We start from the raw sequence: 17,672 nt of genomic DNA, 5'->3' as shown, positions 1-17,672 counted from the left end.
GACCCGGGCCGCCCTTCGCCCCGCCCGGCCCCCGGGGCCGCGCCGCATTACGCTCAGGCCGCATGAGTGACTCGCACAGCAGCCAGAATTTCGAGACCGTCGCCATTCACGCGGGCAACACCGCCGACCCGCTCACCGGCGCCGTCGTCCCGCCCATCTACCAGGTGTCCACGTACAAGCAGGACGGAGTCGGCGGACTCCGCGGCGGCTACGAGTACAGCCGCAGCGCCAACCCGACGCGCACTGCCCTGGAGGAGAACCTCGCAGCCCTCGAAGGCGGCCGCCGCGGCCTCGCCTTCGCCTCCGGCCTCGCCGCCGAGGACTGCCTGCTGCGTACGCTGCTCGGCCCCGGCGACCACGTCGTCATCCCCAATGACGCGTACGGCGGCACGTTCCGCCTGTTCGCCAAGGTCGTCTCGCGCTGGGGCGTGGAGTGGTCGGTCGCCGACACCTCCGACCCGGAGTCGGTGCGGGCCGCGCTCACGCCGCGTACCAAGGCCGTCTGGGTGGAGACCCCCTCCAACCCGCTGCTCGGCATCACCGACATCGAGGCCGTCGCCCAGATCGCCCGCGAGGCCGGGGCGAAGCTCGTCGTCGACAACACCTTCGCCAGCCCCTACCTGCAGCAGCCGCTCGCCCTCGGCGCGGACGTCGTCGTGCACTCCATGACGAAGTACATGGGCGGGCACTCCGACGTCGTCGGCGGCGCGCTCGTCGTCAACGACGCCGAACTCGGCGAGGAGCTGGCGTTCCACCAGAACGCGATGGGCGCCGTCGCCGGGCCCTTCGACTCCTGGCTGGTCCTGCGCGGCATCAAGACGCTTGCCGTCCGCATGGACCGGCACAGCGAGAACGCCGAGCGCGTCGTCGAGATGCTCACGCGGCACGCGCGCGTGACCAAGGTGCTTTACCCGGGGCTCGCCTCGCACCCCGGGCACGAGGTCGCCGCCAAGCAGATGAAGTCCTTCGGCGGGATGGTGTCCTTCCAGGTCGAGGGCGGCGAGGAAGCGGCCGTCGCGGTCTGCGACCGGGCCCGCCTCTTCACCCTCGGCGAGTCCCTCGGCGGCGTCGAGTCCCTCATCGAGCACCCCGGCCGCATGACCCACGCCTCCGTCGCGGGCTCCGCCCTGGAGGTCCCGGCCGACCTGGTGCGCCTCTCCGTGGGCATCGAGTCGGCGGACGACCTGCTGGCGGACCTGCAGCAGGCGCTGGGCTAGGCGCGCGGGCGCCGGTACGGTGCGGGGCGGCCGGGGGTTCCCGGGCCGCCCCTTCGCCTTCCCCGGCCTCTCCGGAGCTTGCCCGGGCCTCTCCGGAGCTTGCCGGGCCTCTCCGGAGAGGGCGTTTCCGCTGCCGGGGCGGGTCACCAGCTGGTCAGGGGCGGGGTGCGGCTCGACGGGGGCTCCACCCAGGGCTGGGCCTGAGCCGCCCAGACGGCGAACGCGACCACGGCGATCAGCAGGAGCAGCCACATCAGCCGCCGCACGACCGTGCGGCGCCGCAGCATGCGGGCCCCCCGCCGGACGGCGTCCGCGTGCAGCTCGACCGGTACCGCCACCGGCCCCTCGGCGTCGAGCATCCCCCGGACCACGGCCTCACGCCGCTCCTGCTGGCTCACGGCGAGGCCCCCTTCCCCAGCGACGCACCGGACGGCCCCCCGAGCGCGGCGGACACCCCGGACACCCCGGGCGCCGGCCCCCGCGGCGGATGCAGCACCGCGGCGACGGCCCGCGCCGACAGCACCCGCACCCGCTCCACGCCGAGGCCCAGCAGCGCCGCCGTCTGCTCCTCCGCCACCCCCTCGTACAGGCGGAGAACGACGACGAGCCGCTCCTGCGGGGACAGCCGGGCGAGCAGCCCACCGCGCCCGCGGGACCGCCGCCAGGCGCCCCGGGCGAAGCGGACGACGAGGACGGTGCGGGTGCGGTCGTACGGATCCTCGCCGCGCAGCCTGTCCCAGGAGGCGTACGTGGACGCGAGCGCGGCCGTGAGCAACGCCCGCGCGCGCGGGTTGGCGTCCGGCCGCTCACCGGTGAGCAGCGTGGCGGCATGCAGGAGACGCCCTGCCGCGCCCGCGACGAACGCCTGGAACTCCCGGGCACGGCGGGCCTGTTGGGCGGCCTGCCGGTCTCGCACCGCGCCTCCCGCCGTCCGGCGTAGGGGGACTCGGTTTCATCTGAGGCCAGGCACGGTGCCCAGGTCAAGAGCCCTGCGCGAGCGGAACGTGCCGCCCTGCGCCCGGCCGCGGTGGTCGGCGTACCGCGGCCGGGGGCTCAGGAGTCGGTCGGAGCGACGGAGTCCGGTACCCCCTGGGAGGACTGCCGCGCCGAGAGCGCGGTGTTGAAGCGGGTGAGGAGCGCGGTGAAGCTCTCGCGTTCCGCCGGGGCCCAGTCCTGCGTGAGCTCCGCCATCAGCTCGCGGCGCGAGGAGCGGACCTCGTCCAGGCGGGCCTGCCCGCGCGGGGACAGCTGGAGGACGACGGCACGGCCGTCCTCGGGGTGGGAGGTGCGCTTGACCAGGCCGGTGTCGACCAGGGGAGCGACCTGCCGGGTCACGGTCGACGAGTCGATGCCCATGCTCGCCGCGAGCGCCTTGACGCCCATGGGACCTTCCTTGTCGAGGCGGTTGAGCAGCAAGTATGCGGCGCGGTCCATGGAGTTGCGGACCTGTCCGACGCCGCCGAGGCGGGTCTGCTCCGCACGCCGTGCGAACACCGCAACCTGGTGCTGCAGCGTATCGAGGAGGCCGGGATCGCTGGCGGTCGTCATGTCCGGAGTTGTGGGCATGGCCGGGGGCTCACTTCATGGGAAGGGTGGTGGGTTGGGGGACAGGGTACGCGGCCCGGGCGCTACCCGTACCGGCGCTGCGCAAACCCGTCTCGCCGCTTGGTCACGCCGGGAGGGGACGGGCGTGAACTGCGAGACTGCAGTCATGAGCTACCGCACGACTCGCTCCTTTCCGCGCTCCCTCCCGGCCGTCACGCTCGACGACGTACGGGGCGCCCAGAAGATGCTCGTCGGCGTCTCCAGGGTGACCGCCATGGAAGGCAGCAGGCACCTGTCGCAGCTGGTCGGCGCGCCGGTGCACCTGAAGTGCGAGAACCTCCAGCGGACCGGCTCCTTCAAGCTCCGCGGCGCCTATGTGCGCATCTCCGGGCTGCTGCCCGAGGAGCGCGCCGCCGGAGTCGTCGCGGCCAGCGCCGGGAACCACGCCCAGGGCGTGGCCCTCGCCTCCTCCCTGCTCGGCGTCCGCGCCACGGTGTTCATGCCGGCCGGGGCCCCGCTGCCGAAGGTCGCGGCGACCCGGGACTACGGCGCGGAGGTCCGGCTGCGCGGCAACGTCATCGACGAGACGCTGGCCGCCGCGCAGGACTACGCGCGCGAGACGGGCGCGGTCTTCATCCACCCCTTCGACCACCCGGACATCGTCGCCGGACAGGGCACCGTCGGCCTGGAGATCCTGGAGCAGTGCCCGGAGCTGCGCACGCTCGTCGTCGGCGTGGGCGGCGGCGGCCTCGTCGCGGGCATCGCGGTCGCGGTCAAGTCGCTGCGCCCGGACGTACGTCTGGTGGGGGTGCAGGCGGCGGGCGCCGCGGCGTACCCGCCCTCGCTGGCCGCGGGGCGCCCGACGTCGATCGACAACCCCGTGACCATGGCGGACGGCATCAAGGTGGGCCGCCCGGGGGACGTGCCTTTCCGGCTCGTCGAGGAGCTCGTGGACGACGTCGTCACGGTGTCCGAGGACGAGCTGTCGAGTGCCTTGCTGCTCTGCCTGGAGCGGGCCAAGATGGTCGTCGAACCCGCGGGTGCGAGCCCGGTGGCGGCGCTGCTGAGCGATCCGCGCGCCTTCGAGGGCCCGGTCGTCGCGCTGCTCTCCGGCGGCAATGTGGACCCGCTGCTGATGCAGCGCATCCTGCGCCACGGCATGGCGGCGGCGGGCCGCTATCTGTCGCTGCGGCTGCGTCTGACGGACCGGCCCGGCGCCCTGGCGACCCTGCTCGGTGTGCTGTCGGCGGCGGACGCCAATGTCCTCGACGTGAGCCATGTGCGGACCGATCCCCGGCTCGGGCTCACGGAGGCGGAGGTGGAGCTGCACCTGGAGACCAAGGGGCCCGAGCACTGCGCGGAGGTCGCGACGGCGTTGCGGGACGCCGGGTACACGGTGATCGGCTGACGTCGGGACACGTCGATCGGCTGATGCCGGGCACGTAGATCGACTGACGTCGGCTACATCGTGTACGGCAGTGAGGGCGCGCGGGCGACGCGGGGGGCGCGCGACGGATCCCGTGCTCCGCCAGGTTCCGCGAGATTCAGTGAATGCGTTGAGTGACGCGATGTATCGCGTTAGCGTTGTGATGCACGCCACTGAGCGCCCGGGCGATCGGAACCCGGTGATTCTAAGCTTTTCGCTAGGAAACCACCCAAAACATGGGAGGCCCCCTATGTCGGGCGCCATCTACGCCGAAGGTCTGGTGAAGACCTTCGGCGACGTAAAGGCTCTGGACGGCGTCGATCTCGATGTCCCGGAAGCCACCGTCCTCGGCCTCCTCGGGCCGAACGGCGCGGGAAAGACGACGGCGGTGCGCTGCCTGACCACGCTGCTCACCCCCGACAGCGGCAAGGCGTTCGTCGCCGGGATCGATGTCCTGAAGCATCCGAACGAAGTGCGGCGCTCGATCGGCCTCTCCGGCCAATTCGCCGCCGTGGACGAGTATCTGACGGGCCGTGAGAATCTCCAGATGGTCGGCCAGCTCTACGAGATGCGGGCCAAGGAGGCCAAGGAGCGCGCGGGTGAGCTCCTCGAGCGCTTCCATCTCGCGGACGCGGCGGACCGCCCCTCCAAGACCTACTCCGGCGGTATGCGCCGCCGCCTCGACCTCGCCGCCGCCTTGGTCGTGTCGCCGCCGGTGATGTTCATGGACGAGCCCACGACCGGTCTGGACCCGCGCAACCGCCAGCAGTTGTGGGAGGTCATCCAGGAGCTCGTCGCCGGCGGCACCACCCTCCTGCTGACCACGCAGTATCTGGAGGAGGCCGACCACCTGGCGCACGACATCTGCGTCGTCGACCACGGCCGCGTCATCGCCCGCGGCACCGCCGACCAGCTCAAGGCCCAGATCGGCGGCGAGCGCGTCGAGGTCGTGGTGCACGAGCCGGACCACATCACGACCGCCGTCGAGGTCCTCACCGGCTTCGGCAAGGGCGAGGCCACCGTCGACCGGCACACCCGCAAGCTGACCGTCCCCGTCACCGGCGGCGCGAAGCTGCTCGCCGAGGTCATCCGTGAACTCGACACCCGCGGCATCGAGATCGACGACATCGGCCTGCGCCGCCCCACGCTCGACGACGTGTTCATCTCCCTGACGGGTCACCTGGCCGAGGTCAAGGACGAAGAGAACGGCGCGAACGGCGCGAACGGCGACAGTGACGCCAAGGGTGCGGCTGCCGCCAAGGACAAGCACAAGAAGGAGGCCGCCCCGTGAGTGCCGTCACGCGTACCGCTCCCGCCCCCAGACCGGCCGGCGGCATCGGCAAGTCCGTCCGCGACTCCCTGGTCATCGCCCGCCGGAACCTGATCAGGATGTCCCGGATCCCGGAGATGGTCCTTTTCGGCCTCATCCAGCCGGTGATGTTCGTCGTCCTCTTCACGTACGTCTTCGGCGGGTCCATCCAGGTCGGCGGCTCGCTCTCGTCGCAGGACTACCGCGAGTTCCTGATGGCCGGCATCTTCGCCCAGACGGTCACCTTCGCCACGGCCGGAGCGGGCGCCGGTATCGCGGACGACATGCACAAGGGCCTCATCGACCGCTTCCGCTCGCTGCCCATGGCGCGCGGCGCCGTCCTCACCGGCCGTACGGTGGCCGACCTGGTGCAGACCGCCCTGACCCTGGTCGTGCTCGCCCTGGTCGCGCTCCTCATCGGCTGGCGCACCCATGAGAACGTCGGCAAGATCCTCGCGGGCTTCGCCCTGCTCCTCCTGCTCGGGTACGCCTTCTCGTGGATCGGCGCCCTGATCGGTCTGTCGGTGCGCACACCGGAGGCGGCGACCTCCGGCGGGCTCATCTGGCTGTTCCCGCTGACGTTCATCTCGAACGCCTTCGTGGACTCCAACAACCTCCCGACGTTCTTCCGGCACATCGCCGAGTGGAACCCGTTCAGCACCACCGTGCAGGCGTGCCGCGAGCTGTTCGGCAATCTGCCGCCCGGCTTCAAGACGCCGGACGCCTGGCCCATGCAGCACCCGGTCCTGGCCTCGGTGCTCTGGTCGATCCTCATCCTGGTGGTCTTCCGCACGCTCGCGGTGCGCAAGTACCGCTCGGCGGCCGCCTGACACTCGGCCGCCTGACGCCGGGCCACCCGGCACCCCGGCGGCCCGGCACCCTGGCGGCCCGTCACCCGGCGCCCCCTCTCCCGGGGCGCCGGTCACCCGCAGGCGGCGTGCACCCGCCCGCCCGCGGGGGTCCGCCGCCCGGCGAGGCCCGCCTGCCCGGTGAGCCCCGCCTGCCAGGCGACCCGGGCGATCTGGAGCCGCCCGCGGATGCCGAGCTTGGCGCAGATGCTGCCCACATGGTCCTTGGCGGTGTCGCAGCTGATGGTGAGGGCCGCGGCGATCTGCGGGTTCGACAGGCCGTCGCCGACGAGTTCGAGCACTTCCAGCTCGCGCGCGGACAGGGTGGCGAGCAGGGCCCGCGCCTCGTCCCGCGCCGAGGGGGCGCAGCCGGGGCACGGACAGGCACCGGCCACGACGTCGACCAGCTCGGGGCCGAGGACCGGCCCGCCCGCGGCCGCCGCGCCGACGGCCCAGGGCAGATGGGCGGCCGCCGTGGCCCGGTGCAGGACGCCCGCCGGGCGGCAGGACAGGATCCGGCGCAGGCCGCCGCAGGTGAAGCGGCCCGCGAGCAGCAGCACGGCCACCGGCGCGGGCGCGGCGGCGAGCCGGTGCAGGGCGGTGACCGCCGACTCCTCGTCGCCCTGGCTGACCACGAGCACCCGGGGCCGGGCGCGGCGCACGAGCGCCACCTCCCGGCCCGGCTCGTCCTCGTCGGCGACCAGATGCCGCCCCTCCGCCTCCAGGGCGGCCCGCAGCTCCGCCCGTTCCGGTCCGCCGCGCGCGATGACACCGACCGAAATCACAGTTGACCCCCGTGTCTCACTGCTTCCCCGTGGTGAGTGCGCAGCCAGTGGTCCATCACGGCAGTGACTACGTGATCAGGCTGCGTACGCCCAAGATGGTGCGACGCCGAAGGTGAACTGCGAGTGACATGGACATGAATCATCGGCAGGAAAGTGTCCCGGGCCTGGCGCAAAAGATCCCCTGGGCGGGGGGTACTGCCGGGGCGCGCGGGGCTGGAGGCTACAGACGCCGAGAACGTCCGGGTGGCGCGCCCCGGCCGGTCCGGCCGACCGACGTACAGCCAACGAGGGGAACGCCATGTCCAAGGTGTCGAAGGTGTCGAAGGCTCGGATGGGTGCGGCCGCGGCCGTGATGGCGGCGGCGATGGTGGCGGGTGCGGCGTCCCAGTCGTCCGCGGCGGCCCAGGAGTTGGAGCTGGTGGCGTACCAGCCCAAGGCACAGAACGGCAAGGTGTGGGCCAGCGGGTTCTACGAGGGTTACAAGAAGGTCTGCGTCACGCTGCTGCAGGAGAGCCTCGGGACGATCCCGCCGATCCCGGTGACGAGCAAGTGCCAGAACGTGTCGCCGAGCTCGCTGGGCAGCATCAGCATCGGCGCCAAGTGTCCGCGCGAGGGCATCTTCCGGACCCTGCTCTCGGGCACCAGGACCAACAACCGCAAGGACATCAAGGACTCGGCGCCGCGCTTCGTCAAGTGCAGGTGAACGGCGCGGGCACGATCGACCGACGGAACGAGGGGAAGTCCATGTCCAAGGTGCGGATGAGTGCGGCCGCGGCCGTGATGGCGGCCGGAATGGTGATGGGGGCGGCGTCCCAGTCGTCGGCCGCGGCCCAGGAGCTGGAACTGGTCGCGTACACCCCGAAGGTCCAGAACGGCAAGGTCTGGGGCAACGGGTTCTACGAGGGCTACAAGAAGGTCTGCGTCTCGCTGCTCGGGCAGACGCTCTCCGGCTGGGTGCAGCTCACCAACAAGTGCCAGAACGTGTCGCCCAGCTCGCTGGGCAGCATCAACACGTCCGTGAAGTGCCCCACCCGGGGCGCCTTCAAGACCTTCCTGTCGGGCACCAGGACCAACAACAGGGTGGACGTGAAGCAGTCCGGCGGCATCTACCTCGAATGCAGGTGACGGCCGGGTACGTCGCACGCGGGTGACACCCCGCCCCGAACGCACGAGACCCCCGGAGCGGATCGCGCCGGGGGTCTTCGGGTGTCCCGAGGGGCTCAGCCCTGGTACGCCTTGGCCTCGAGGATCTTGACGGAGGCCAGCTTGCCGTTCGGCAGTTCGTACTGGGCGTCCGCGCCGATCTTCTTGCCGTTGACGCCGGTGCCGAGCGGTGACTGCGGGGAGTACGTCTCGATGTCGTCGCTGGCGTACTCACGCGAGGCCAGCAGGAAGGTCAGCGTGTCGTCCGGGTCGCCGTCGAAGGCGATCGTGACGACCATGCCGGGGGCGACGACGCCGTCCTCGGCGGGAGCCTCACCGACCTTGGCATGCTCCAGGAGCTGGGTCAGCTGGCGGACGCGGAGCTCCTGCTTGCCCTGCTCCTCCTTGGCCGCGTGGTACCCGCCGTTCTCGCGCAGGTCGCCCTCCTCACGCGCCGCCGCGATCTTGGATGCGATCTCGGTGCGCGCAGGACCAGACAGGTACTCCAGCTCGGCCTTGAGCTGGTTGTACGCCTCCTGGGTCAGCCAGGTGACGTTGTCGCTGGTCTGGGTCACAGGTGCTCCTCGTAGGTACTGGGAATACAAAGCATCGCCCTACCCAGAAGGATGTTCCCTCACGGGTGGGCGAAACCACGAGCCTAACAATTTCGGTGCCGGAGGGGGAGGACATAAGCCATCAGAAAAGTGTTAGCGCAGGTGAACGCGGGGATGCCCGGAGCAGTGAGGCGTGTCGCCGCCCCTGCGCGGGGCGTCAGTCGCGTCAGTCGCCTCAGTCTGCGTGGCAGCCGACGAGCTCCGCGCTGGTGGCGCGCTCCGTCGTACGCAGCGTGACGGTCTTGTCGACGCGCCCCTTGTCCTGGTCGAAGCGGAAGTCGGCGCGGCCCACCTCGGAGCCGTCCTCGGCCTGGGAGCGCAGCGTGCAGTAGCCGTTCGCATCCGCGTCCTTGCGCACTTCCAGGTGCACCTCGACGGCCTGGTCCGAGACCACGTCGAACTTGATCATCTCGCCGCTGAGCTTGGTCCCGGAGATCGAGTCGTACCCGAACCAGCCGACCACACCGAGCAGCAGCACGCCGAGGACGGAGCCGACGATCTTGAGCTTGCGGTCCGCGCGCGCGTCCGCCGACCTGCCGTAGCGGTCCTCGGGGACGCGGGTGGCCGGGCCGCCGCTGTCGCCGCCGCTCACCACGGTCATGATCGTCCTCCAGACGGGCACGGGGCGCCCGCGCAGACGGGCAAGGAATGCCGGAATTTTCCGCCCCCCGGTTCCGTCACTATAGAAGCCCCGCACAACGCCTGATGACCGAGGGCGCCGCAGCACGCGTCGGCGCCGGACACCTGAGGATCGAGTCTTGACTGAGCAGCTTCGACTGATGGCCGTTCACGCCCACCCCGACGACGAGTCGAGCAAGGGCGCGGCCACCATGGCCAAGTACGTGTCCGAGGGGGTGGACGTGCTCGTCGTGACCTGCACGGGCGGAGAGCGCGGCGACATCCTCAACCCCAAGCTCCAGGGCGACGCGTACATCCAGGAGCACATCCACGAGGTGCGCAAGAAGGAGATGGACGAGGCGCGCGAGATCCTCGGCGTCAAGCAGGAGTGGCTCGGCTTCGTCGACTCGGGCCTGCCCGAGGGCGACCCGCTGCCGCCGCTGCCCGAGGGCTGCTTCGCCCTGGAGGACGTCGACAAGGCGGCCGGGGAGCTGGTGAAGCAGATCCGTACGTTCCGCCCGCAGGTGATCACGACGTACGACGAGAACGGCGGCTATCCGCACCCGGACCACATCATGACCCACAAGATCTCCATGGTGGCCTTCGAGGGTGCCGCGGACGCGGAGAAGTACCCGGAGAGCGAGTTCGGCCCCGTCTTCACGCCGCAGAAGCTGTACTACAACCAGGGCTTCAACCGGCCGCGCACCGAGGCGCTGCACCAGGCCATGCTGGACCGCGGCCTGGAGTCGCCGTACGGGGAGTGGCTGAAGCGCTGGGACGAGTTCGAGCGGGTCGAGCGCACGCTGACCACGCACGTTCCGTGCGGCGACTTCTATGAGATCCGGGACAAGGCGCTGATCGCGCACGCCACGCAGATCGACCCCGACGGCGGCTGGTTCCGGGTCCCGATGGACATCCAGCGGGAGGTCTGGCCGACCGAGGAGTACGAGCTCGCGAAGTCTCTGGTCGATACCTCCCTCCCCGAGGACGACCTCTTCGCGGGCATCCGCGACAATGCCTGACATGAGCGGAAGCGCAAGCCTGGCAGTGACGCACCTCGTCCCCCTCGCCAAGGAGGTCGACGAGAACAAGGTGACCCCCGGGGTCCTGGGGTTCATCGTGTTCGCGGTGATGGCGCTCGCGGTGTGGCGACTGATGAAGTCCATGAACCGGCACATGGGGAAGGTCGACTTCAAGGAGGCGCCGGAGGGGCAGGTCAGCGCCACTGCCAGCCCTGATGAGGAGCCTGCGGGCGTCGGCTCCCCTTCTGGGGAATCGAAGGAAACTAGAGATTATTAGGGATTTCTAGAGACTGTCCGGGGTTACTCGGCATGATCGTCTCCCAGTCCGTCTCCCATGCGAAGTGCAAGCGCACACGACAGCAGCCCCCGCGGATGTGAATCCACGGGGGCCGTTTGCTGCCGGTCGGGGGACCAGGGTGGAGGTGCCACCTGGGGGGTGGAATCTCCCCCACCCTGGCCGTCTGATTTAACGACCTAGTCAGGCACATGACACGGGCAAATTCGCCATCCGATCGGACGAGTTTGAACCAGGCGTGATCGGAGATGGGTGGAAGCCGCCCACTCGCCGACGAGGGGGTGCTCACGGCGAGCAGGCGGCCGCCGACGGCGCGAGCGGGCTCCGGGCTCGCGCCGGTCTCGTGAGGGGGTGGTGCCCCTATCTCACTGCGGTGTCGTACATGCTGGAAGTGTGTGCGTGTGGCACGTGACGGCGTTCTATTCGCACGGGGGGTGAAACGTTTACTCGCCGCGCATCCCTGGTCAGAGCTTCCTTCCCGTCCGTCGCGCCCCTACCCAAGATCGCAAGATTTACCCAGCCAGGTAAAGACTCCTGCGCATGATCGTCAGAGCTTTGACGGATGCCGCTCGACCCCATGCCCCCCTGGGTACTCACCCGTCGCCAGGACATCGGGATGCAGATACGAGCCGCCCGCCAACACGCCGGCCTCTCCCAACTCCAACTCGGCGAGCGCGTCGGCCGCGACCACAAGACCATCAGCCGGTGGGAAAACGCGATCCGCGTCCCCAGCCTCACCGACCTGCTCCTGATCGCCAACGCCCTCGACGTGCCCCTCGCCGACCTCGTCCGCTAACGCCGTGCCCGCCCATCAGCAGCAAGCCGCGCCGCACGCACAGCACGACGCAGACGGACGCCCTTCTCGCACTCGACGCTCCTGCTGCACGCTGGGCACGCGTACAGGTGACTGATCTGGATCCGGTACAACTCGTCCGCGCGTGAGGCGGCGCTCTCCGTGCCGTTCACCGCTCGATCTCCCTGAGGGTCTCGGCTGTGGCGAGCAGACCCCGCAGGTACGTCGGATCGCACAAGTCACCCGGGCGCGGAGGCAGCACCACCCAGGCCGCGAGCAGTGTGGCGTCGCCGACCCGTGGGACGCCGAGGTAGGCGCCCTCGCCGAGATGCTCCTCGCCGTCCCACGCGGTGCCCGGTGGCACGAGTACGTAGTACGGGCCTTCGCTGTACCGGGTGTCGCGGAACACCGGACCTTGCAGCCACTGGAGTAGGGCGTCGGCCACGATGGCCGCCTCGTCGCTGCCCACGGCGGCGTGGATGCGATCGGCGGGTACGCGCACGGCGTCGAAGCGTCGGCCGAGCGGGAGCAGCGCGACGCCGTGGTTCGCCCACTCGGCCTCGGCCTGACGGGGTACGGGGTGGGCACCGGCGAGCCACTGGGCGATGCGCGCTCTCTCATCCATGCGCCCATCGTTCGCGGCAGGTCAGAGTGCGGGGAAGTGTGTGCAGCCCTTGACCGGCTTCGCTGCGTTCACACACTGTGTGAAACGCGCACCGCTACGCTCAGTAAATCGAAAGTCACGCGAGAGGCCGAGCCCATGCGCACGGAGCCGAACACGCTGCTGGACGCGCTGCTGCACGAATCCGGCATGTCGCGCGCTGGCCTAGCCACGCGTGTCAACCGCGCCGGCGCACTGCGAGGGAAACGAATGCGCTACGACCACAGCTCCGTCATCCGCTGGCTGAAGGGGCAGAAGCCTCGTGGCGACGTCGCCGAACTCATCAGTGAAGTGCTCGGCGCACGCCTCGGACGCCGCCTGACACTCGACGACATCGGCATGGGCTCGTCGGCGCCACCCGCATCCGTCCCGCTCACCGGCTTCATCGGTCGAGCGACCGCCCTCTGGAGGGGCGACCACCAGCAGCGCGAGGACCTCCGGCAATCGCCAGTCATCACCGGGCTGCCAGCAGTAGGCCCCGTGTGGGAATGGGAGAACCCGCCGGACGACCGCGACGTGTCCAGCCGCGGCACGATCCGAGTCGGCCTCCCCGACGTGGAACAACTCCGCACCGCGCGCACCCACTACGAACAGATGTACCGCAAAGCCGGTGGAGTGGCGACCCGAGGCCGCATCCTCCAGTACCTCGTGTACGACACAGCACCGCTGATGCGCGGCACGTACACCGACAGCACGGGGCGCGAACTGCACCGGGCCGTGGGCGGGTTGTCGGCGATCGCCGGGATCTGCGCCTACGACTCGAACGCGCAGGGCCTCGCACAGCGCTACTACCACCAGGCCCTGCGCCTCGCGAAAGCCAGCGGCGACCGGGCGTTCGGCGGGTACGTGATAGCGCTCCTGGTCAATCACTCGATCTTCCTTGGGCAGCACAGCCAGGCCGTGGCCTTCGCCGAGGCAGGGCTCCGCACCGCAGGACACGCGATCTCCCCCGCGCTCGCCTGCGACCTCAACGCCATGCAGGCCAAGGCGTTCGCGCGCATGGGCGACCACACCTCCGCCCACCGCGCCATGCGTCAAGCCGAGACCGCAGCCGGGCTCATCCGCCCCGACGAAGAACCGGCCGAGACCGGATACGTACAGCCCGGCCTGCTGGAGAACGCGCTCGCCGACACCCTCATGCGGCTCGGCGACACGGGACCCGCACAGGAGTACGCGGCGTCAGCCGTCGCCGTACAGACACACGCGCGCGGCCGCGTGCACAGGCTCGCCACCCTGGCCGACTGCGAACTACGCGCGGGCGCGGTCGACCAAGCCGCAGGCACGGCCATGCGGATGCTCGACACCGTGCAGGGTATGGAGTCGTACCGGCTGATGGACCGGCTCGCTGGTGTCCGCCGCAGCCTCGCCGCGACGCGGAGCAGCGCCACCACCGAGGCCATCACGAGGATCGACGACACCCTGCGCATCCCGCTGTAGCCGCTGTGGTCGGATGGGCGACGTACCCGACGAGAGGCAGCAGCGTGTCAGTGTGGCGGAACCTCGGCGAGCGCACCGTGTACGAGAACCGGTGGGTGAACGTCGCGATGGCCGACGTCGAGCTGCCCGACGGCCGACACCTCGATCACACCGTGATCCGCTTGCGCCCCGTGGCCGTGGCGACTGTCGTGAACGAGCGCAACGAGGCGCTGTTGCTGTGGCGGCACCGCTTCATCACGGACGCGTGGGGCTGGGAACTTCCCTCCGGAGGCACGGGCGTGGGCGAGGACCCAGCGGTCGCGGCGGCGCGCGAGTTCGAGGAGGAGACCGGCTGGCGGCCGGGCCCGATGCAGCTCCTCCTCACAGTCGACCCGATGCCGGGCATCTCGACCTCGCACCACCGCGTGTACTGGTCCGACCGGGCCGAGCAGATCCGCGACCTCCCTGCCGACGACTTCGAGTCGGCACGGAGGGAGTGGGTGCCGCTCGCGCAGGTCCCAGAGCTGATCACCCGGGGCGAAGTGCGCTCGGCGAACGCCGTCGCCGCGCTGCTCATGCTCGCGCGGCTGCGGGGTGTGTAGCCCATGGCGTCCAGTCAGTGGCACCGCCTACGCTGACAGGCATGTCCCCCAACCCCCAGCGCCCTGGCCCCGTGCGCCCCGCTGCGGACGTGAACGAGGACATCCGCGCCCTCTGGCACGGCGGACACCGAGACCCCCGCGTCAGGCTGACGGCCGCTCAGCGAGCCGTGTACGAACGCCTCCTCCGCGAGTGGGTCGCCGCCGTCCACGCCGACATCGTCACCGCCGCCTGAACCTCACGCGTACTGCCGACGCTGCGGATCCAACGCCGCAGCCTGCGGCGACCGCTCCGGCTCCTCCGGCGGCGGACCATCACGGCGACACACCAGCGCATCCGGATCATCCGGCGGCGGCTGCAGCGAGTACCCGTCCGGGCACGTCTGCCCATCCCGGCCGTCCGCACCGTCTTCCCCGGGCGGGCCCTGCTCACCCGCCGGGCCCGCCGGCCCCGGCTCCCCCTGCGGACCGGGCGGGCCCGCCGCGCCGTCAGCGCCGGAGGACCCCGGAGCGCCAGGCGCACCGCTCGGGCCCGGATCGCCACCAGCCCCGTCCGCACCGTCACGCCCCGAAGCCCCGTCCTCGCCCGGCCGCCCGGAAGCCCCTGACTGGCCCGGCTCACCAGCAGGACCCCGCGGCCCCGGAATCGGCACCGGCACCTCCGCCCGCTCCGGCAGATCCTCCACCGCCCGCGTCGGATCCGGCGCCACCGGCTCCTCGCCCTCCGCCTTCACCTGCTCCCGTAGCGCCCGCACATCACCCGCCAGCGTGCTCACCGCCTCACCCCTGAGGTTGGCCTCCGCGATCGCCGTGTCCGCTCGCTCGCTCGCACGGTCGATCAGTAGGAACGCGAGCCCCAGACCACCACCGAGGACGAGCAGCGCAGCTGTGATCCACAGCAGGTGTCGGGCCCGGTACAGCGCGCTCTCGGTCCGCGTCACGGCTGCCCTCCCAACTGCATGACGAGCGCCTTGAGCCGGGCCACTTCCGCGCGCTCGGCCGCCAACTCCGCTCGCAGCGTGGCCAACTCGGCACGCATCTCGACGCGCTCCTCCTGGAGCTGGTCGGTCAAGCTGGTGAGACCGGTCACCGCATTACCCTCCCGGGCCGCCCGAGCCGCGCCGCGGGTGCCGTACATGGCGGCCGCCGCAGCCACCGGCCCCGCGATCAGCGCGGCGACGGCCGTGACCATGGCGGCGTCCATGCCACCTCCCCGACGCTCGCATGGGGCAGAGTCAGCTCCCCGGCACCGGACCAGGCGGCGTACTCGGCGTGCGCGCCTTGTTCGGCACCGCCCAGGTCAGCCCCAGCGCGCCGAGCACCGCGAGCCCCACAGTCAGGCCCTCCTGCGCCGTCACCGTGCCGTCGTCCAGCGCCGTCGCCAACGCCGCCGCGCCCGCCGCGACCGCAGCGACGACCGCCTTCCAGTACTTCGAGATCCTCATGCTGCTACTCCCCGGAGTGCGTCAGACGCTGTCGGCGTCGATGCGGATGACTACGGACTCGATCGCGGCGCGGATCTCTGCCTTGAGGGCATCGAGGTCTGCGGCGGGTCCGGCGGCCACGGCATCGACCAGCTTGTCGATCGTGGCGGCCTGCGCCGCCTGCTGGGCTTCCACGGTGCGTAGCCGCTTGCCCATGTCGATGAGGATGCTGGCAGGCTTCCACTCCGTGTTGCCGGGGGCGCCCCAGCCGTCGGGGACGCCGACCACGCCATCGGTCGTCCACACCGCCTTGCAGATGTCGGCGTTACTCATGCCTGCCATCGGGTCCTCCTGCTCAGGGGGTTGATTGCTGTCGAGGCGCGCGGCGATCCGCCCGCGCATGGTCTGCATCGAGAAGCCGCGCGGGTCGACCTTGCCGGGCTGCCACTCCAAGTGGCCGATGATGGACCCCGGGCCCCAGCCGTGGTGGCGGCAGATCGCCGCGCTGACCTTCTCGATCGCCCGGAGTTGGGCCTCGGGCCAGGGGTCTTCGCCGTCGCCGAGGTTCTCGCACTCGAAGCCGTAGAAGTGGCGGTTGCCGTCGGTGTTGGCCTCGTTGTCCGGCGGCAGCGCGCGCTCGGCGATGACGGCCTGGAGCACGTCGTCATCGCCCATCCCGGCATGGTTGGCGCGGCCGTAGCCGACGAGGTGGACGCGGCCGTCCTTCGTGATGACGCCGTGGCACAGCGGGCCGGGCAGGGTGGAGTGGCCGCGGCGGCAGAGGTCCACCGTGGCGGCGCTGCCCCGGGTCACGGTGTGGTGGATCATCACGCCGTGCACCGGGCCCCACGGTCCCTTGTGGTTGCGGTTGTGTGTACGCCAGTTGCCGACCTCGACGACGGTCAAGCCCTCGGCGCGGAGCACGCTGAGGAGGGTGGCGGGAGTCAGGGGCGGGGCCATGGTCAGCCCTCCTCAGGGTGGATGATGAGCTTGAGCTCGGCGAGCACCAACTGCCGCGGCCCCGCGTCGTTGTGGGCGACGCGCAGTGCGAGCGGCACCCCCGGGTGCACGAAGATCGACCACGCCTTGGTGAAACACTGCATGCCCGGCGTCGGCGGACGGTGATCCGTCGCCGTCGTGTCCGCCGGGTCGCTGGTCATCCCCAGCGGATCGCGTACGACCTGGTCGCGCAGCTCGGTGTAACCGCCCGCTTCCCACTGGATCATGGCTCGGAGCTCGCCCCATCCGTCGATGGCGGGCCAGATCAGCCCGGCGCGGTCCTCGGCGAGCCAGCTGCCGACGACGTACCCGTCGGGCTGCTCAGCCGGATGCATGCCGTGCGGGTCGTACGACTCACCCCCGCCATACGGCAGCCGCACCACCTGGTAGCCGCCCGGATCGATCAGCTGCGGCCCCGTCGTCTTCAGCGAGCACACATAGACAGACATCAATACCTCCCGCTAGGCGGCCTGGTAGTGGCCATGCAGCAGAATCCGATCGCCGTTGGCCCACGTCATCGGCGTCGTCGCGTCCACCAGACCCGAGCTCACGCCCGCTGTGTCGTCGTACGCCCGCCCGCACAGCTCGACCTCGACCGTCGTCGTGGTGGTGAGGCGGGCACGCACAGGCCAGCGCGTCGTCGCCGCGCCGTCCTGGATCTCACCCACGCCCGCGATCAGAACGGACTCAGCCGCGGTCACCGGGAGACTGAAGCGCCAGTTGTCGCTGCTGCCGCCGCCGCCGAAGTTCGTCGTCGACCCGAACGTGATCTCCATCTCGAACAGGACGGCGTCCGCGGACTGCGCGTATTTGCAGTCGATCGTCGCGTTCCCGAACGACGGGGAGTTCGCTCCGGTCGACGTCGTCCACGTCGGCGTCCACGCCGACCACGTGAGCGTCATGCCGGCCAGCCTCGACGCAGTGATCCGCTGACCAGCAGCCCACGGAGTAAACGCCA

General features: G+C 70.8%; 24 protein-coding genes and 1 pseudogene. 12 read left to right on the top strand and 13 right to left on the bottom strand.

The features are described 5' to 3' along the window. The first annotated feature begins 62 nt into the window (after nucleotides 1-62). Nucleotides 63-1,217 carry a cystathionine gamma-synthase gene (locus OO63_RS31780; protein WP_030362685.1) on the top strand — a complete coding sequence of 385 codons (1,155 nt, stop codon included), beginning with the start codon at nucleotides 63-65 and terminating at the stop codon, nucleotides 1,215-1,217. 143 nt (nucleotides 1,218-1,360) lie between these two features. Here OO63_RS31780 and OO63_RS31775 read toward each other — a convergent pair whose 3' ends face one another. The 3 genes from OO63_RS31775 to OO63_RS31765 form a co-directional block, all read right to left on the bottom strand. Continuing rightward, the gene (locus tag OO63_RS31775; RefSeq protein ID WP_051811374.1) at nucleotides 1,361-1,576 is read right to left on the bottom strand and encodes a hypothetical protein; all 216 of its coding nucleotides are present in this window, start codon (nucleotides 1,574-1,576) and stop codon (nucleotides 1,361-1,363) included. Nucleotides 1,577-1,611: 35 nt separating this feature from the next. Then, nucleotides 1,612-2,133 carry a sigma factor-like helix-turn-helix DNA-binding protein gene (locus OO63_RS31770; RefSeq protein WP_030362683.1) on the bottom strand — a complete coding sequence of 174 codons (522 nt, stop codon included), beginning with the start codon at nucleotides 2,131-2,133 and terminating at the stop codon, nucleotides 1,612-1,614. Nucleotides 2,134-2,270: 137 nt separating this feature from the next. After that, nucleotides 2,271-2,783 carry a MarR family winged helix-turn-helix transcriptional regulator gene (locus OO63_RS31765; RefSeq protein ID WP_030362682.1) on the bottom strand — a complete coding sequence of 171 codons (513 nt, stop codon included), beginning with the start codon at nucleotides 2,781-2,783 and terminating at the stop codon, nucleotides 2,271-2,273. Nucleotides 2,784-2,928: 145 nt separating this feature from the next. Between OO63_RS31765 and ilvA the strand changes: the two genes are divergently transcribed. The 3 genes from ilvA to OO63_RS31750 all read left to right on the top strand — a co-directional run bounded on the left by ilvA (nucleotide 2,929) and on the right by OO63_RS31750 (nucleotide 6,327). Then, the gene (ilvA, locus tag OO63_RS31760; protein WP_030362681.1) at nucleotides 2,929-4,170 is read left to right on the top strand and encodes a threonine ammonia-lyase; all 1,242 of its coding nucleotides are present in this window, start codon (nucleotides 2,929-2,931) and stop codon (nucleotides 4,168-4,170) included. Between the two features lie 268 nt (nucleotides 4,171-4,438). Further along, on the top strand, nucleotides 4,439-5,479 hold the full coding sequence (locus tag OO63_RS31755) for a daunorubicin resistance protein DrrA family ABC transporter ATP-binding protein (protein WP_030362680.1): 1,041 nt from the start codon (nucleotides 4,439-4,441) through the stop codon (nucleotides 5,477-5,479). Then, nucleotides 5,476-6,327 (top strand): ABC transporter permease, encoded by an 852-nt coding sequence (locus OO63_RS31750; protein WP_030362679.1) that lies wholly within the window; start codon nucleotides 5,476-5,478, stop codon nucleotides 6,325-6,327. Before OO63_RS31755 ends, OO63_RS31750 begins: the two co-directional genes overlap by 4 nt. 92 nt (nucleotides 6,328-6,419) lie before the next feature. Here OO63_RS31750 and OO63_RS42560 read toward each other — a convergent pair whose 3' ends face one another. Then, a complete protein-coding gene (locus tag OO63_RS42560; RefSeq protein WP_051811370.1) occupies nucleotides 6,420-7,130 on the bottom strand; it encodes a helix-turn-helix transcriptional regulator in 711 nt (236 codons plus the stop codon). Nucleotides 7,131-7,428: 298 nt separating this feature from the next. Between OO63_RS42560 and OO63_RS31740 the strand changes: the two genes are divergently transcribed. Together OO63_RS31740 and OO63_RS31735 are read left to right on the top strand one after the other, a co-directional pair. Further along, entirely contained in the window at nucleotides 7,429-7,833 is a 405-nt protein-coding gene (locus OO63_RS31740) for a hypothetical protein (protein WP_030362677.1), read from the top strand. A 41-nt stretch (nucleotides 7,834-7,874) separates the two neighbouring features. Further along, nucleotides 7,875-8,255, top strand: coding sequence for a hypothetical protein (locus tag OO63_RS31735; protein WP_125262054.1), 381 nt, complete (start codon nucleotides 7,875-7,877; stop codon nucleotides 8,253-8,255). Nucleotides 8,256-8,350: 95 nt separating this feature from the next. Here OO63_RS31735 and greA read toward each other — a convergent pair whose 3' ends face one another. Together greA and OO63_RS31725 are read right to left on the bottom strand one after the other, a co-directional pair. Beyond that, nucleotides 8,351-8,848 carry a transcription elongation factor GreA gene (greA, locus tag OO63_RS31730; protein WP_030362675.1) on the bottom strand — a complete coding sequence of 166 codons (498 nt, stop codon included), beginning with the start codon at nucleotides 8,846-8,848 and terminating at the stop codon, nucleotides 8,351-8,353. A 214-nt stretch (nucleotides 8,849-9,062) separates the two neighbouring features. Beyond that, complete coding sequence (locus OO63_RS31725; RefSeq protein ID WP_051811369.1) at nucleotides 9,063-9,488, bottom strand: DUF4307 domain-containing protein; 426 nt, start codon at nucleotides 9,486-9,488, stop codon at nucleotides 9,063-9,065. A 157-nt stretch (nucleotides 9,489-9,645) separates the two neighbouring features. Here OO63_RS31725 and mca point away from each other — a divergent pair, with 157 nt between their 5' ends. From mca to OO63_RS31710, 3 genes are all read left to right on the top strand, one after another. Further along, on the top strand, nucleotides 9,646-10,527 hold the full coding sequence (mca, locus tag OO63_RS31720; protein ID WP_078619489.1) for a mycothiol conjugate amidase Mca: 882 nt from the start codon (nucleotides 9,646-9,648) through the stop codon (nucleotides 10,525-10,527). Beyond that, nucleotides 10,520-10,804: a hypothetical protein gene (locus tag OO63_RS31715; RefSeq protein ID WP_030362672.1), complete on the top strand. Its 285-nt coding sequence runs from the start codon at nucleotides 10,520-10,522 to the stop codon at nucleotides 10,802-10,804. Before mca ends, OO63_RS31715 begins: the two co-directional genes overlap by 8 nt. Nucleotides 10,805-11,438: 634 nt before the next feature. Continuing rightward, a complete protein-coding gene (locus OO63_RS31710; protein WP_234311410.1) occupies nucleotides 11,439-11,618 on the top strand; it encodes a helix-turn-helix domain-containing protein in 180 nt (59 codons plus the stop codon). A 166-nt stretch (nucleotides 11,619-11,784) separates the two neighbouring features. Here OO63_RS31710 and OO63_RS42555 read toward each other — a convergent pair whose 3' ends face one another. Further along, nucleotides 11,785-12,240, bottom strand: coding sequence for a hypothetical protein (locus OO63_RS42555; protein WP_051811368.1), 456 nt, complete (start codon nucleotides 12,238-12,240; stop codon nucleotides 11,785-11,787). Between the two features lie 135 nt (nucleotides 12,241-12,375). Here OO63_RS42555 and OO63_RS31700 point away from each other — a divergent pair, with 135 nt between their 5' ends. From OO63_RS31700 to OO63_RS31690, 3 genes are read left to right on the top strand one after another with little or no spacing between them, the layout of a single operon-like run. Further along, entirely contained in the window at nucleotides 12,376-13,713 is a 1,338-nt protein-coding gene (locus tag OO63_RS31700; RefSeq protein ID WP_030362669.1) for an NsdA family TPR-like regulatory protein, read from the top strand. Between the two features lie 44 nt (nucleotides 13,714-13,757). Beyond that, entirely contained in the window at nucleotides 13,758-14,294 is a 537-nt protein-coding gene (locus OO63_RS31695) for an NUDIX hydrolase (protein WP_030362668.1), read from the top strand. Between the two features lie 41 nt (nucleotides 14,295-14,335). Beyond that, nucleotides 14,336-14,527, top strand: a complete 192-nt coding sequence (locus OO63_RS31690; RefSeq protein WP_030362667.1) for a hypothetical protein — start codon at nucleotides 14,336-14,338, stop codon at nucleotides 14,525-14,527. A gap of 3 nt (nucleotides 14,528-14,530) precedes the next feature. Here OO63_RS31690 and OO63_RS31685 read toward each other — a convergent pair whose 3' ends face one another. The 6 genes and pseudogenes from OO63_RS31685 to OO63_RS31660 form a co-directional block, all read right to left on the bottom strand. Continuing rightward, nucleotides 14,531-15,232, bottom strand: a complete 702-nt coding sequence (locus OO63_RS31685; RefSeq protein ID WP_030362666.1) for a collagen-like domain-containing protein — start codon at nucleotides 15,230-15,232, stop codon at nucleotides 14,531-14,533. Continuing rightward, a complete protein-coding gene (locus OO63_RS31680; protein WP_030362665.1) occupies nucleotides 15,229-15,495 on the bottom strand; it encodes a hypothetical protein in 267 nt (88 codons plus the stop codon). The genes OO63_RS31685 and OO63_RS31680 overlap by 4 nt, the downstream gene beginning before the upstream one ends. Nucleotides 15,496-15,526: 31 nt before the next feature. Next, nucleotides 15,527-15,736 carry a hypothetical protein gene (locus OO63_RS31675; RefSeq protein WP_030362664.1) on the bottom strand — a complete coding sequence of 70 codons (210 nt, stop codon included), beginning with the start codon at nucleotides 15,734-15,736 and terminating at the stop codon, nucleotides 15,527-15,529. A 354-nt stretch (nucleotides 15,737-16,090) separates the two neighbouring features. Further along, a pseudogene (locus OO63_RS47610) lies at nucleotides 16,091-16,675 on the bottom strand (N-acetylmuramoyl-L-alanine amidase); the annotation flags it as partial. 2 nt (nucleotides 16,676-16,677) lie between these two features. Further along, entirely contained in the window at nucleotides 16,678-17,163 is a 486-nt protein-coding gene (locus OO63_RS31665) for a hypothetical protein (protein ID WP_030362662.1), read from the bottom strand. A gap of 12 nt (nucleotides 17,164-17,175) precedes the next feature. Beyond that, nucleotides 17,176-17,616: a hypothetical protein gene (locus OO63_RS31660; RefSeq protein ID WP_030362661.1), complete on the bottom strand. Its 441-nt coding sequence runs from the start codon at nucleotides 17,614-17,616 to the stop codon at nucleotides 17,176-17,178. Nucleotides 17,617-17,672: the final 56 nt, after the last annotated feature.

It is taken from the genome of Streptomyces alboflavus (assembly GCF_000716675.1).
In the GTDB taxonomy this organism is placed as follows: Bacteria; Actinomycetota; Actinomycetes; order Streptomycetales; family Streptomycetaceae; genus Streptomyces; species Streptomyces alboflavus.
Note: the sequence above shows the minus strand (reverse complement) of the source record. Positions and strands in the feature narration are given on the sequence as shown.

Excerpts from the sequence above, each read along its gene's own strand:
- OO63_RS31675 (WP_030362664.1), bottom strand. The coding sequence starts at position 15,736 with ATGAGGATCTCGAAGTACTGGAAGGCGGTCGTCGCTGCGGTCGCGGCG.
- OO63_RS31780 (WP_030362685.1), top strand. The coding sequence starts at position 63 with ATGAGTGACTCGCACAGCAGCCAGAATTTCGAGACCGTCGCCATTCAC.
- OO63_RS31755 (WP_030362680.1), top strand. The coding sequence starts at position 4,439 with ATGTCGGGCGCCATCTACGCCGAAGGTCTGGTGAAGACCTTCGGCGAC.
- OO63_RS31740 (WP_030362677.1), top strand. The coding sequence starts at position 7,429 with ATGTCCAAGGTGTCGAAGGTGTCGAAGGCTCGGATGGGTGCGGCCGCG.
- OO63_RS31690 (WP_030362667.1), top strand. The coding sequence starts at position 14,336 with ATGTCCCCCAACCCCCAGCGCCCTGGCCCCGTGCGCCCCGCTGCGGAC.
- OO63_RS42555 (WP_051811368.1), bottom strand. The coding sequence starts at position 12,240 with ATGGATGAGAGAGCGCGCATCGCCCAGTGGCTCGCCGGTGCCCACCCC.
- OO63_RS31710 (WP_234311410.1), top strand. The coding sequence starts at position 11,439 with ATGCAGATACGAGCCGCCCGCCAACACGCCGGCCTCTCCCAACTCCAA.
- OO63_RS31775 (WP_051811374.1), bottom strand. The coding sequence starts at position 1,576 with ATGCTCGACGCCGAGGGGCCGGTGGCGGTACCGGTCGAGCTGCACGCG.
- OO63_RS31700 (WP_030362669.1), top strand. The coding sequence starts at position 12,376 with ATGCGCACGGAGCCGAACACGCTGCTGGACGCGCTGCTGCACGAATCC.
- OO63_RS31725 (WP_051811369.1), bottom strand. The coding sequence starts at position 9,488 with ATGACCGTGGTGAGCGGCGGCGACAGCGGCGGCCCGGCCACCCGCGTC.
- OO63_RS31765 (WP_030362682.1), bottom strand. The coding sequence starts at position 2,783 with ATGCCCACAACTCCGGACATGACGACCGCCAGCGATCCCGGCCTCCTC.
- OO63_RS31680 (WP_030362665.1), bottom strand. The coding sequence starts at position 15,495 with ATGGACGCCGCCATGGTCACGGCCGTCGCCGCGCTGATCGCGGGGCCG.
- OO63_RS31660 (WP_030362661.1), bottom strand. The coding sequence starts at position 17,616 with ATGACGCTCACGTGGTCGGCGTGGACGCCGACGTGGACGACGTCGACC.
- OO63_RS31735 (WP_125262054.1), top strand. The coding sequence starts at position 7,875 with ATGTCCAAGGTGCGGATGAGTGCGGCCGCGGCCGTGATGGCGGCCGGA.
- OO63_RS31665 (WP_030362662.1), bottom strand. The coding sequence starts at position 17,163 with ATGTCTGTCTATGTGTGCTCGCTGAAGACGACGGGGCCGCAGCTGATC.
- ilvA (WP_030362681.1), top strand. The coding sequence starts at position 2,929 with ATGAGCTACCGCACGACTCGCTCCTTTCCGCGCTCCCTCCCGGCCGTC.
- OO63_RS31715 (WP_030362672.1), top strand. The coding sequence starts at position 10,520 with ATGCCTGACATGAGCGGAAGCGCAAGCCTGGCAGTGACGCACCTCGTC.